General features: G+C 59.8%; 13 protein-coding genes. 3 read left to right on the plus strand and 10 right to left on the minus strand.

Annotated features, from left to right (window positions below; translation table 11 throughout):
* Positions 1-33: 33 nt before the first annotated feature.
* The 5 genes from BK662_RS30565 to ppc form a co-directional block, all read right to left on the minus strand.
* Positions 34-894 (minus strand): DUF72 domain-containing protein, encoded by an 861-nt coding sequence (locus BK662_RS30565; RefSeq protein ID WP_123360647.1) that lies wholly within the window; start codon positions 892-894, stop codon positions 34-36.
* Positions 894-1199, minus strand: coding sequence for a hypothetical protein (locus BK662_RS30570; RefSeq protein ID WP_123360648.1), 306 nt, complete (start codon positions 1197-1199; stop codon positions 894-896). The genes BK662_RS30565 and BK662_RS30570 overlap by 1 nt, the downstream gene beginning before the upstream one ends.
* Positions 1200-1468: 269 nt before the next feature.
* Complete coding sequence (gene tsaB, locus BK662_RS30575) at positions 1469-2143, minus strand: tRNA (adenosine(37)-N6)-threonylcarbamoyltransferase complex dimerization subunit type 1 TsaB (RefSeq protein WP_123360649.1); 675 nt, start codon at positions 2141-2143, stop codon at positions 1469-1471.
* A gap of 93 nt (positions 2144-2236) precedes the next feature.
* Entirely contained in the window at positions 2237-2884 is a 648-nt protein-coding gene (gene adk / locus BK662_RS30580) for an adenylate kinase (protein ID WP_007906266.1), read from the minus strand.
* A 289-nt stretch (positions 2885-3173) separates the two neighbouring features.
* Entirely contained in the window at positions 3174-5804 is a 2631-nt protein-coding gene (ppc, locus tag BK662_RS30585) for a phosphoenolpyruvate carboxylase (RefSeq protein WP_123360650.1), read from the minus strand.
* A gap of 208 nt (positions 5805-6012) precedes the next feature.
* On the opposite strand from ppc, the gene BK662_RS30590 reads away from it, so the two are divergent.
* The 3 genes from BK662_RS30590 to lptF all read left to right on the plus strand — a co-directional run bounded on the left by BK662_RS30590 (position 6013) and on the right by lptF (position 7979).
* On the plus strand, positions 6013-6357 hold the full coding sequence (locus tag BK662_RS30590) for a pilin assembly protein (protein ID WP_123360651.1): 345 nt from the start codon (positions 6013-6015) through the stop codon (positions 6355-6357).
* Between the two features lie 363 nt (positions 6358-6720).
* Positions 6721-7134, plus strand: a complete 414-nt coding sequence (locus BK662_RS30595) for a DUF4398 domain-containing protein (protein WP_123360652.1) — start codon at positions 6721-6723, stop codon at positions 7132-7134.
* Positions 7135-7190: 56 nt separating this feature from the next.
* On the plus strand, positions 7191-7979 hold the full coding sequence (gene lptF / locus BK662_RS30600) for a lipotoxin F family OmpA-related lipoprotein LptF (RefSeq protein WP_123360653.1): 789 nt from the start codon (positions 7191-7193) through the stop codon (positions 7977-7979).
* A 174-nt stretch (positions 7980-8153) separates the two neighbouring features.
* Here lptF and BK662_RS30605 read toward each other — a convergent pair whose 3' ends face one another.
* From BK662_RS30605 to BK662_RS30630, 5 genes are all read right to left on the minus strand, one after another.
* A complete protein-coding gene (locus BK662_RS30605) occupies positions 8154-8483 on the minus strand; it encodes a PA3694 family proteiin (protein ID WP_123360654.1) in 330 nt (109 codons plus the stop codon).
* A complete protein-coding gene (locus tag BK662_RS30610) occupies positions 8480-9394 on the minus strand; it encodes an alpha/beta hydrolase (RefSeq protein WP_123360655.1) in 915 nt (304 codons plus the stop codon). Before BK662_RS30610 ends, BK662_RS30605 begins: the two co-directional genes overlap by 4 nt.
* A gap of 150 nt (positions 9395-9544) precedes the next feature.
* Positions 9545-10822: a flavohemoglobin expression-modulating QEGLA motif protein gene (locus BK662_RS30620; RefSeq protein WP_123360656.1), complete on the minus strand. Its 1278-nt coding sequence runs from the start codon at positions 10820-10822 to the stop codon at positions 9545-9547.
* Between the two features lie 36 nt (positions 10823-10858).
* Positions 10859-11413, minus strand: a complete 555-nt coding sequence (locus BK662_RS30625) for a hypothetical protein (protein WP_123360657.1) — start codon at positions 11411-11413, stop codon at positions 10859-10861.
* 161 nt (positions 11414-11574) lie between these two features.
* A complete protein-coding gene (locus BK662_RS30630; RefSeq protein ID WP_123360658.1) occupies positions 11575-12291 on the minus strand; it encodes a TetR/AcrR family transcriptional regulator in 717 nt (238 codons plus the stop codon).
* Positions 12292-12300 lie beyond the last annotated feature (9 nt).

The raw sequence follows: 12300 nt of genomic DNA on the forward strand, positions 1-12300 counted from the left end.
GGCAGGCTCCTGAAAGGGGGGGAAGAACCCGCTTCAGAGCAAGCCAAGTTGCTCGGCGGCGGGCTCTCTGTATAGCTCAGGCAGCGGCGGCAAGCCAGGCAAACGCAGCATCAGTTGTGCGTGAAACCGTTGTGCGAGTTTTGCCGCCAGCAGGTTATCGGCGGTGTGCAGGAAGATATAGGGTGTGCGGCCCTCTTCGATCCAGACAGCGATTTTCTCGACCCACGGCACCAGGAATGGATCGTTGGCTTCCAACTGCGGATGGCCGATGAAACGCACCTGTGGGAATTGAGTGAACGCAGCAGGACGAGGCGGCACCCTGGGCTTTTTCGATTGGGCGTGGAGCACCGAAGGATCGGTCGAAGTGCAGCTGAACAGCGCTCGCGGATCGAGGCAGATACGCTCGACACCGCGGTCCAGCAACAGACGATTGAGCATTCGCTCGGCATCGCCCTTGGCGAAAAACTCATCGTGCCGCACTTCGACCGCCAAAGGCCGGTCCACCGCATCGATAAAACCGGCCAGCTCGGACAAGCGTTGAGGGGTGAAGCTTTTGGACAATTGCAGCCAGAGGGGAGAAACCCGCTCACCCAAGGGGCTGAGCAATTGCAGGAAGGTTTCGGCAGCAGTCAGTTGTTCGCGCAGGTCGCCGCTATGGCTGATGTCGCCGGGGAACTTGGCGGTAAAGCGAAAGTGTTCGGGCATGGTTTCGGCCCAACGCTGCACAGTGGCGGCAGAGGGGCGCGCGTAGAAGGTCGTATTGCCTTCCACGGCGTTGAACACTTGAGAGTAAAGATTGAGAAACTCGGCGGGCCTGGCGTCTTGTGGATACAAGTAATCGCGCCAGGCGTTTTCACTCCAGGACGGGCAGCCGAGGTAATAAGGCAGCCACATCAGATGTACAGATCAAGACCCAGTACATCCGCATCCCAATCGACAAAAGTGGCGGTGCTCAGGTAACTGGCCAGTGCCATCGCCACGCTTTTGCTCATCGCGCGGTGATAAATCATGTCTTGTTGACGCGCGGGGAGATTGCTCAGGCGTTGCGCCGAAGCTTTGGCGGCGCGGGCGGCCAATTGCTCTTCGGTAGGGAATTCCAGTTCGCCGTCGATATCGACGGAGTCATCCTCCACCACATGGCCTTTGCGAGGCTTGCGCTTGATGGGGTAGGACTGAGAGGAAAGGCCGTCTATACGCATAAGTGCATGCTCGGTATCGATGATGGCAGCTTAGTGGCACATAGCCCACTTCGCAAACTGCCGAGTGATAACTAGAACACAGAAAAGCGAAAAGGTTTAAAAGCGCAGGAGAGAAAATGACGATTGGCTGCGGCTGGAACACTTTGTGGCGAGGGAGCTTGCTCCCGCTGGGCTGCGAAGCTGCCCCCAAGCGCAGTCAGGTACACCGCGCCGTCAGGTTCTACGACTGCTCCGCAGCCGAACGGGAGCAAGCTCCCTCGCCACAGGAATTAACGCGCTTTGGGCGTCGCAACTTTATCGCGCAGATACACCGGCTGCGCCTGATCGGCCACGATCGCTTCACCGCGTTCCCAGGCAAAACGCGCCAGGGTCAGCAGGTCTTCGGCGTGGGGCAGCATGCCCGCGTCCTGCCCGCTCAGGTTGACGGCAATGCGCTCGGCATACCCCCAACCGGTGCCCGCGCCGAACCACTCGCCGCTGGCATCGGCCGGCAATGCGGCGACTTCCGGTGGCAACACAGCTTCGTTGCCCACCAGGCGCATCTCCCCCGCCGTTTCGCGGTAGCAACCCCAATACACCTCATCCATGCGCGCATCAATGGCCGCCGCGACCTGGCTGACACCGTGTTCGCGATAGGCACGTTGAGCGAGTACGGCGAGGTTGGAGACCGGCAACACCGGGCGATCCAGCGCAAACGCCAAGCCCTGGACCACGCCGATGGCGATCCGCACACCGGTGAACGCACCCGGACCACGGCCGAACGCAATGGCATCGACCGCTTGCAGCGTGGTCCCGGCATCGGCCAGCAGTTGCTGGATCATCGGCAACAGCTTCTGCGCATGCAGGCGCGGGATCACCTCGTAATGACTCGTGACTTTGCCGTTATGCAGCAAAGCAACGGAGCAAGCTTCAGTCGCGGTGTCCAGGGCCAGCAAGGTGCTCATCGATGTTTCCGTAAGAGAGGTCTGAAAAAGTGCGCCAGTATAAACAACTACGGCCCGCAAGCGGGCCGTAGAAGATGAAGCCGATCAGACTTTTCAGCTCAGTGCTTCAAGCACCTTGCCGGTGATCACTTCAACCGAGCCCACACCCGGAATATGGCTGTATTTCGGCTTGCCCTGCGCAGAGGCCAGACCCTGGTAGAACTCCACCAATGGTTTGGTCTGGGAGTGGTAGACCGACAGGCGATGACGTACGGTTTCTTCCGTGTCGTCCTTGCGCTGCACCAGCTCTTCACCGGTGATGTCGTCTTTGCCGGCGATTTTCGGCGGGTTGTAGACGGTGTGGTACACGCGGCCGCTGGCCTCGTGAACGCGACGACCGGCGATACGCTGAACGATTTCTTCGTCATCGACGGCGATTTCGACCACGTTGTCCAGTTCCACACCCGCTTCTACCAGCGCTTCAGCTTGCGGAATGGTGCGCGGGAAACCGTCGAACAGGAAACCGTTGGCACAGTCAGGCTGCGCGATACGGTCCTTGACCAAGGCGATGATCAAATCGTCGGAGACCAGACCACCGGCATCCATGATGCCTTTGGCTTTAACACCCAGCTCGGTACCGGCTTTTACAGCGGCACGCAGCATGTCGCCGGTGGAGATTTGCGGAATGCCGAATTTTTCGGTGATGAACTTAGCCTGAGTACCTTTACCGGCCCCGGGAGCTCCCAGCAGAATGACGCGCATCGATGTGCTCCTCAATTTTTTATATAGATAACGTCAGATTCGCCTCATGGGGCCAATCTCAAAAATAGGATCGCGACCGCCCAAACGGCCAAAGGCTGATCAAGATACACAGCAGGCCCTGCCCACACAAGCCGCCGAAAGTCGGAGAAACCCGCGCCTGAGGAGCCCCTGCGAAAGGGTAACCCAAGTCGCAACCCCATCATTAACTGTCGCGTGACAGACCTTTTCGACCGCTCGCCAGCAGGCACTCGACGCTCGCGCCGGGTGCCTGTCCCCCACGATGAAAACCTTAGCCGGTATTTCGCAAACCGGCGGCAATCCCCGCCACAGACACCAGTAACGCCTGTTCTACCGGGCTGCCCTGGGCCACATCCTGTTGCCGCGAACGTGCCAACAGTTCGGCCTGCAATAGATGCAGCGGGTCTAGGTAGGTGTTGCGCAGGCGGATGAATTCAAGGGTGGCTGGGCTATGTGCCAGTAGCTGCGACTGACCGGTCAACCCCAAGACCACCGCACAGGCCTGCGACAATAGGTCGCGTAAATGCGCACCCAAAGGGAGCAGATCCGGCTCGACCAGGCGCTCATCGTAAGATTGGGCGATATCGGCGTCGGCCTTGGCCAGCACCATTTCCAGCATATCGATGCGGGTACGGAAGAACGGCCACTGCTCGCGCATCTGCCCCAGCAGCTCACCCTCGCCGCGCTCCAGCGCCTTGCTCAGCGCTGCTTCCCAGCCAAGCCAGGCCGGTAACATCAGGCGCGTCTGGGTCCAGCCGAAGATCCACGGAATGGCGCGCAGGCTTTCAATTCCGCCGGCGCGGCGCTTGGCCGGGCGGCTGCCCAAAGGCAAACGCCCCAACTCCTGCTCTGGGGTCGACTGGCGGAAATACTCGACGAACTGCGGATTTTCCCGCACCACGGCGCGGTAAGCCTTGACGCCATCGGCGGCCAATTCGTCCATCAAATGCCGCCAGGCAGGCTCAGGTGGTGGAGGTGGCAGCAAGGTTGCCTCCAGCACCGCCGCCAGGTACAGATTGAGGTTTTGCTCGGCGATGTCCGGCAGGCCGAATTTGAAACGAATCATTTCCCCCTGCTCGGTGGTGCGGAAACGCCCTGCCACCGACCCCGGCGGCTGCGACAGAATCGCCGCGTGCGCCGGACCGCCGCCACGGCCCACGGTGCCACCGCGACCGTGGAACAACAGCAGCTCCACTTGCTGTTCGCGACAGATGTCGACCAAACGCTCCTGCGCCCGATACTGCGCCCAGGCCGCTGCTGTAGTGCCGGCGTCCTTGGCAGAGTCGGAATAACCGATCATCACTTCCTGCGGCCCTTGCAGGCGCGAGCGATAGCCCGGCAGCAGCAAGAGTTTTTCGATCACCGGCCCGGCGTTATCGAGGTCGGCGAGGGTTTCGAACAGCGGCACCACGCGCATCGGCCGCAATACGCCGGACTCTTTAAGCAGCAATTGCACAGCCAGCACGTCAGAAGCGGCGCCGGCCATGGAAATCACATACGAACCGAGGGAAGCCCCCGGAGCCGCGGAGATTTCCCGGCACGTCGCCAGCACTTCGGCGGTGTCGGCAGACGGCTTGAAGTACGCCGGCAGCAACGGCCGGCGATTGTTCAGTTCGCGCATCAGGAAGGCGATGCGCTCTTCTTCGCTCCAGTCCTCATAACGGCCCAGGCCGAGGTAATCGGTGATTTCGGTCATGGCCGCCGTGTGGCGAGACGAGTCCTGGCGCACATCGAGGCGCACCAGAAACAACCCGAACGTCACCGCGCGGCGCAGGCAATCGAGCAACGGGCCGTCGGCGATGACGCCCATGCCGCATTCATGCAGCGAGTGGTAGCACAGCTCCAGCGGGTCCAGCAGGTCGCGATTGTTTTGCAGCACATCGGCTGACGCTGGCGTGGTTGCCGTCAAGGATGCGTGGGCCCAATTACGGGTCGCGCGCAGGCGTTCTCGCAGTTGTTTGAGTACTGCGCGGTAAGGCTCGGCGCTGTCGCCGGCCTTGGCTTTCAGCTCGTCACTGGCCTGCTGCATCGACAACTCGGCGGCGAGGTGATCAACATCGCGCAGATACAAATCGGCGGCCATCCAGCGCGCCAGCAGCAACACTTCGCGGGTCACGGCGGCGGTGACGTTGGGGTTGCCGTCGCGGTCGCCACCCATCCATGAGGCAAAGCGAATCGGTGCGGCTTCCAGTGGCAGGTGCAGGCCGGTGGCGGCATGCAGAGCCTGATCGGCCTTGCGCAAATAATTGGGAATCGCCTGCCACAGCGAATGCTCGATCACCGCAAAGCCCCACTTGGCTTCGTCCACGGGTGTCGGGCGGGTACGGCGGATTTCTTCGGTGTGCCAGGCTTCGGCGATCAGGCGCTGCAACTTCGTCTTGATCTGCTCGCGCTCGGCGGTGGTCAGGTCACGGTGGTCCTGGGCGGCCAGTTGCGCAGCGATCGCGTCGTACTTCTGGATCAGTGTGCGACGCGCCACTTCGGTGGGGTGCGCCGTCAATACCAGCTCGATTTCCAGCCGCCCCAACTGCCGGGCCAGGGACTCGGCATCATGGCCCGCAGTCAGCAGGCGAGCGAGCAGTTCCGGTAACACCCGGGCCTCGAACGGCTCGGGTTGCGACTCTTCGCGGCGGTGAATCAGTTGATATTGCTCGGCGATATTGGCCAGATTGAGGAACTGGTTGAACGCCCGCGCCACCGGCAGCAACTCGTCTTCGCTCAACTGGTTGAGGCTGGCGCTGAGTTCGGCGTCCATCGAACCGCGACGGTCGGCCTTGGCGCCTTTGCGGATCTGCTCGATCTTGTCGAGAAAGTCGTCCCCGTACTGTTCACGAATGGTGTTGCCCAACAGCTCACCCAACAGGTGAACGTCCTCGCGCAAGCGTGCATCAATATCGGTCATCAGCAGTTCTCCAGCGAAAATCCGGGCGGCTATGCTTGGTTATTAGAGGCTCTGATAGAGAGTGCCGTCGTAAAGCGCTTCTTACAAGCGGACGACTAAGGGACTTCAACTAACGCTAGTCTCAACAATAAGCCGTACAACGGCTTGCCGCCGGCCACCGCCGGACACTCACCCGGCCTGCCACGAGCAGGTGCGCAATGAGGTCATTATGAAAATCCGCGAGCTCGCCAAGCATTGGGAAGAAAACGCCAAGGGTCGCCTGACCGACTCGGGCTACACGATTCGTCTGGACGTGGAGGCCGCCGCACGGCTGGCGGCGATTATCGAGATGTACCCCAAGCGGCACCCCGAAGAACTGCTCGGCGAGCTGATCGGCGCCGCCCTGGAAGAGCTCGAAGCGAGCTTTCCGTACGTGCAAGGCTCAACGGTGGTGGCCACTGATGAAGAAGGCGATCCGCTGTACGAAGACGTCGGTGCGACCCCGCGTTTTCTCGCCTTGTCCCGTCGTCATCTGCATGATTTGTCGGACGATAACGACAAGCAAAAACACTAGACCCTGTGGGAGCGAGCCTGCTCGCGAAAGCGGTGGATCAGCCATCCTCAATGCTGGATTTACTGACGCTTTCGCGAGCAGGCTCGCTCCCACAGTTTGATTGCATCCATTCTTCAAAACGGCATATTCCCGGGCCATGAAACGGTCGTGAATACCACTGTACATGGCTAAAATCCCCAGTTTAGAGCCTTGTCCGCTCGATCAAGTTTTTTCGGGCGATAGGCCATCTTCTCTGAACTTTTGAAAAACACTTTGGGTCAACCCAGTAACCACGCCTGGGACGGCCGTTTAAAAATGCTCTGGAAATTGAAGGTTGCGGCTCCTTGCCCAGGATGGATTCAGATGTTTTTCAGGAGTTATCCAATGGAGTTGAAGACCATGAAGACCAGCACTGCCCCATCCTCGCTCACCCACCTGCGCGGTCTCAAACTGGCTGCCCTGGCCATCGGCAGCAGCTTCGTTCTGGCCGGTTGCGCCGGTAACCCGCCGACCGAGCAATACGCCGTGACCCAATCCGCCGTGAACAGCGCCGTCAGCGCCGGCGGTACCGAATTCGCCGCCGTGGAAATGAAGGCCGCCCAGGACAAACTCAAGCAAGCCGAAATCGCTATGCACGACAAGAAGTATGACCAAGCCAGAATGCTGGCCGAGCAAGCCGAGTGGGACGCCCGTGTCGCCGAGCGCAAGGCCCAGGCGATGAAAGCCGAACAAGCTGTGAAGGACTCCCAGAAAGGTGTTCAGGAACTGCGTCAGGAAAGTCAGCGCCCCGTGCAGTAAGCGCGCATCCCGATTTCCAGACCTGAAACTCTTATCGATAGAAAGGACGAACCATTATGCGCAAACAATTGATGATCCCTGCCCTCCTGGCCGCGAGTGTTGCACTGGCTGCCTGCTCCACACCGCCCAACGCGAACCTGGAACAAGCCCGTACCAACTACACCGGCCTGCAAGCCGACCCGCAAGCGAGCAAAGTTGCGGCGCTGGAAACCAAAGACGCCAGCGAATACCTGGACAAGGCCGACAAGGCTTACCTGGACCGGGAAGACCAGGCCAAGGTCGACCAACTGGCTTACCTGACCAATCAGCGTGTTGAAGTGGCCAAACAGACCATCGCCCTGCGCACCGCTGAAAACAACCTGAAAAATGCCGCGGCACAACGGGCCCAGGCTCGTCTGGATGCTCGCGACCAGCAGATCAAACAGCTGCAAGACAGCCTGAACGCCAAACAGACCGATCGCGGCACGCTGGTGACGTTTGGTGATGTGCTGTTCGCCACCAACAAGGCGGACCTGAAGTCCAACGGTTTGGTGAATATCAACAAACTGGCGCAGTTCCTTCAGGAAAACCCGGACCGTAAAGTGATCGTCGAAGGCTACACCGACAGCACCGGCTCGGCGTTGTACAACCAGTCGCTGTCCGAGCGTCGTGCGACCTCGGTGCAAGTGGCCCTGATCAAGATGGGTGTCGACCCGGCGCGCATCGTGGCCCAGGGTTATGGCAAGGAATACCCGGTTGCAGAGAACTCCAGTGTTTCGGGCCGCGCAATGAACCGTCGGGTGGAAGTGACCATTTCCAACGACAATCAGCCGGTCGTCCCGCGTTCGGCGATCAGCGCCAAGTAAGCAGACCACGCTGAAACTTAAAAGCCCCGCCTGAATTGATCAGGCGGGGCTTTCGTTTTTAAGATCAAAAGATCGCAGCCTTCGGCAGCTCCTACAGAGTTGTATATGCCGCGATGTCGCGGGTGTACTCGGTCAATGTAGGAGCTGCCGAAGGCTGCGATCTTTTCGGGCGGGTTACGGTTGCAGTTTTTGCGGGGTTTCCTCGCCCATGCAGCGCACGGCTTTTTTCTTGCTGTTGATCAGCACGCCGGTCAGGCCTTTCTGTTCGGTGTCGAACAGCACCAGCACGCCATCGATGCACTGGGCCACTTGCGGGGCCGGTTCCAGGGAGACCTTGTAGTCTTCGCCCGGCACGGTCTTGAGCATGGTGAAATCGCTGAGCAGTAGCGCATCTTCGGGTTTGGCGAAGTGCAGGTAGCCGTACCACCACAGGGCGCCAACGGTGCCGAGGATGCTGCAAATACCGGTGATGATCAGCGGGATAGCGTTACGTTCTTCACTCATTGCGGACTCTCTGGTAGTTCATCTTCAGAATTCGGGGGTGCCGGGTAATTCGGGACTTCACCCAGGCGGCGCAGGCCGTTGAAATGCTGCGGGTCTTCGAGGTAGCGCAGCATGACCTTTTGCCAGACCGGATCGGCAAAGGTTTGCACATGACCGCCCCGGGTCAGTTGCAGCACTCGCGGCGGCGGCGCAGCTTGATACAGTCGGATGCCATTGGAAAGGGGCACCAGTTGATCATCGATACTGTGATAGATCAGCTTCGGTACGCCGTTGAGCTGTGTCATGGAATGGATCGCGCTGTCGCCGTCCGGCACCAACCAGGACAACGGCACCTGGAACGGCCAGGTCATCCATGACGTGCTCAGGGCGAAACGCCCGACATCGCGGTAGCTGGCAGGCACGCCATCGAGCACAAAAGCCTTGAGTTGCCGCTGGCGCTCGGGATGCTGGGCCAGGAAATGCACGGCCATCGAACCGCCAAGGCTCTGACCGAGAAGGATCAGCGGCTTGCCCTTGACCTCCGGGGCCTGGTCGAGCCATTTGAACGCGGCGTCGATGTCCTGATAGATCGCCGGCAACGCCGGTTTACCTTCGGACCAACCGTACCCGCGATAGTCCACCAGCAACACTTGATAGCCCTGCTCCGGCAACCACCAGCTCCCACCCAAATGCCACGCCAGGTTGCCGCCGTTGCCGTGCAAATGCAGCACGGTGCCTTTGACCTCGACACCTTTTTTCGCCGGCAGCCACCAGCCATGCAGCTTGAGGCCGTCAGCGGTGATCAGGGTGACGTCGCGGAATTCGAGTTTGGCTTTTTCCGGGGTGAACGGCTGGCCGGGCTCGGGATAGAACAGCAGAGAGTCGCAACCGCCGAGGGCCAGGAGCAGGCAAAAGATGCCGAGGATTCTCATCCGGTGAAGCCTCGCGAAAATAGGGGGTTGGAATACACACCCCCTGTGGGAGCGAGCCTGCTCGCGATGGCGGTGTGTCAGACAACATCGATGTTGAATGTTCAGCCGCTATCGCGAGCAGGCTCGCTCCCACAGGAGATTTCATCATCGTTAGAGGATATTGGAATAATCCGCTTCGATACGGTCCAGGCTCAGGTGGTTGAGGAAGTTGGAGAAGCACATCCAGGCCGACAGCGCGTTCATGTCGCGGAATTGGTCGGGCAAGTACTTGGGCGGCACCACCAGGCCTTCGTCCACCAATTGGCGCAAGGTCCGCATGTCTTCCAGCGTGGTCTTGCCGCAAAACAATAGCGGTATCTGCTCCAATTTGCCTTTACGCACGGCCAACTGAATGTAGTTGTAAACCATGATAAAGCCCTTGAGGTAGGACAAGTCTTTGGTAAATGGCAGTCCGGTCGGCACCGAGCCGCGGAAAACCCGACTGGCATTGCCATAGCTTTCGGCCATTTCGAAGCCTTGCTCACAGAAGAAATCGTAGATCTGCAAGAAGTCCGCGCCCTCCTCCACCATATGAATGGCGCGGGTGCGGTTGGTCAGTTTGCGCAGGCGGCTCGGGTAGGAGGCGAAGGTGATGATTTCCATCAGGATCGCCAGGCCTTCCTGGGTCACGGTGGACGACGGCGGGCCTTTGGACAGGAAGGTACAGATCGGCTGATTCAGACCGTTGAGCGTGGTGCCCACATGCACCAGCCCTTCGTGGACTTCCAGCGCACGCACGTCGCGGTCGTTGAACATCGCGTCGGCACGGATCTTGATGTAGTCGGCGCCGGCCGCCGCATCGGCGACGATCCCGTCGGACTCGAATACCCGAATGGTTTCCTCGGCCTCGCCAAATACCTTGTTCAACCGATGCTGCAGCAGGTCGACGGCTTCCTTGGCGGTGAGAAGTTTCGGTTCGTCCTTGAGATCGCCACGGCCATCGATGTTGTTCAGGTAATCGGAGAGCATCAGGCCCAGGTCGGCCAGGGTCGGGTCGCCAGCGTGGAACGCATCGGACGCCGCGCCATACAATTCCTGGGAAATCAGCCCGAAATCCTCGGTGCCGCGCGCTTCGAGCATGCGCACCACCATCCGGTATTCCTTGCACATGCGGCGCATGATCTGGCCGACCGGGTTGAACTGGCCGAGCTGGCGGGTGATGTCGCGCTCGATGTTCTGGAATTCCAGCTTCACTTTGCTGGAATCAAATGCCAGCGGTCGATTGAGGTAATAGTCGCGGTCCACGGCCGGCATTTCCTTGCCCTTGCCTTTGAAGAACCCCTTGCGAATGCTGTCGTCCCACTTGACCGCATCCAGAACGCGAATCGGCGTCTGCGCCAGCACTATGCGATCGGACAAAATGCGTATCGTCTGCTGGTATTCGTCCACCCGAAACTCCTGTAGTAAAACCGTTACGTGCTGGGTTTATTTGGTTTTGGCCAGGCGCTGGTAACGCACCGCTTCGACGAAAACATCGGAATTGGCCGGGTCATCGAGGTAGGCGAACACCTGATCCAGGCTGTTGCTGATCAACACCCCGTCGCCGTCATCGGTCCGGAAGCCTTGGCCACTGAGGGCTTCTTGGCCCATGGCCTGTTTGATCTGTTCGAGGTCGAGGTTGTAGACCACCAGTTCGTGCTTATCGTTGAGCTCGAAACCGGTGATGGTGAAATTCCCGCCGAACTGCGCCGGCACCTTCGCCGACAGGTACCAGCGATTGCCATGGCGCGACACAGTGAAGGGATAGGCTTCACGCTCATGGGGCTTGGCCTTGAAGTAGCTGACCGCCTGATAGCGATTGTCGCCGATGCGTGTCAGTTCCAGGTTCATCGGCTCGCCCCAGGCATTGGTGCTGGTCCATTTGCCGAGCAGCCCTTTGGGCGCGGGCTCGCTGGCGGGCAGCGGCTCTTTGAAAGTCACCAGACAGCCACTGAGCAGCAGGATCGACAAGGCGATCACAACGACGCGCCAGGCTTTCATTCAACACTCCCTATGAATACAACACCAACCTCAAGTGAACGCCGGCCCCTGTGGGAGCGCGCCTGCTCGCGATGGGGGTGTGTCAGGCAACAGAGATGTTGAATGTCAGACCGTCATCGCGAGCAGGCTCGCTCCCACAGGGGTTAGCCTCCACTCAGGGGTTACACCGACGCCAGCACCAAATGCATGTAGCGGTTGAGGATGCCGAGCATTTCCTCTTCGGCAACAGGCTCGGCGTCGTTGAGCAGGCCCTGATATTCCATCCGTCCGATAATCGCAGTCAACACTTTGGCATCCTGTTGTGGCTCACGGGAACCCAATACTTCGAAAAGTTGGCAGGTGCCCTGCAGGAGAATTTGCTGATGGGAGCGCACCAACAACGCCAGACGCGGGTTGAGCAAGGCTTCCTGGCGGAAGGCTTGCTCGGCCATCAAGTGCTCGCGGCGATTGATCAATTGCCGATGCACATAGTCAGCCATCAGTCGTGCGATATCGTCCGCCAGCTGTGAGCGGGACTCCGTGGTGCCATCGCCGCTGACAACCATCTCGCGCAACAGGCCTTCGTTGCTGGCCCACAATCGGGCCATGAACGCCGCGCTGCGTTCCACGTATTGGGCGAAGGTATCGGTGAGCAGATCATCGATATCCTTGAAATAGTACGTAGTGGCCGACAGCGGCACACCCGCTTCAGCGGCCACTGCACGGTGCCTCACGGCCCGCACGCCATCGCGCACGACAATGCGCATCGCCGCGTCAAGAATGTCCTGTCGACGCTGTTCACTGCCCTGTCGGCTGGCTTTGCGGCCCTGGTACTGAACACTTTCAGCGACCGCAGTGGCGATACCCGCTGCACCTTCTTGAGCAATTGCACGATTCACGACAGGTAT

The sequence above is a fragment of the Pseudomonas frederiksbergensis genome, from assembly GCF_003732275.1.
Taxonomy (GTDB): Bacteria; Pseudomonadota; Gammaproteobacteria; order Pseudomonadales; family Pseudomonadaceae; genus Aquipseudomonas; species Aquipseudomonas frederiksbergensis_H.

Excerpts from the sequence above, each read along its gene's own strand:
- BK662_RS30565 (WP_123360647.1), bottom strand. The coding sequence starts at position 894 with ATGTGGCTGCCTTATTACCTCGGCTGCCCGTCCTGGAGTGAAAACGCC.
- BK662_RS30570 (WP_123360648.1), bottom strand. The coding sequence starts at position 1,199 with ATGCGTATAGACGGCCTTTCCTCTCAGTCCTACCCCATCAAGCGCAAG.
- tsaB (WP_123360649.1), bottom strand. The coding sequence starts at position 2,143 with ATGAGCACCTTGCTGGCCCTGGACACCGCGACTGAAGCTTGCTCCGTT.
- adk (WP_007906266.1), bottom strand. The coding sequence starts at position 2,884 with ATGCGCGTCATTCTGCTGGGAGCTCCCGGGGCCGGTAAAGGTACTCAG.
- ppc (WP_123360650.1), bottom strand. The coding sequence starts at position 5,804 with ATGACCGATATTGATGCACGCTTGCGCGAGGACGTTCACCTGTTGGGT.
- BK662_RS30590 (WP_123360651.1), top strand. The coding sequence starts at position 6,013 with ATGAAAATCCGCGAGCTCGCCAAGCATTGGGAAGAAAACGCCAAGGGT.
- BK662_RS30595 (WP_123360652.1), top strand. The coding sequence starts at position 6,721 with ATGGAGTTGAAGACCATGAAGACCAGCACTGCCCCATCCTCGCTCACC.
- lptF (WP_123360653.1), top strand. The coding sequence starts at position 7,191 with ATGCGCAAACAATTGATGATCCCTGCCCTCCTGGCCGCGAGTGTTGCA.
- BK662_RS30605 (WP_123360654.1), bottom strand. The coding sequence starts at position 8,483 with ATGAGTGAAGAACGTAACGCTATCCCGCTGATCATCACCGGTATTTGC.
- BK662_RS30610 (WP_123360655.1), bottom strand. The coding sequence starts at position 9,394 with ATGAGAATCCTCGGCATCTTTTGCCTGCTCCTGGCCCTCGGCGGTTGC.
- BK662_RS30625 (WP_123360657.1), bottom strand. The coding sequence starts at position 11,413 with ATGAAAGCCTGGCGCGTCGTTGTGATCGCCTTGTCGATCCTGCTGCTC.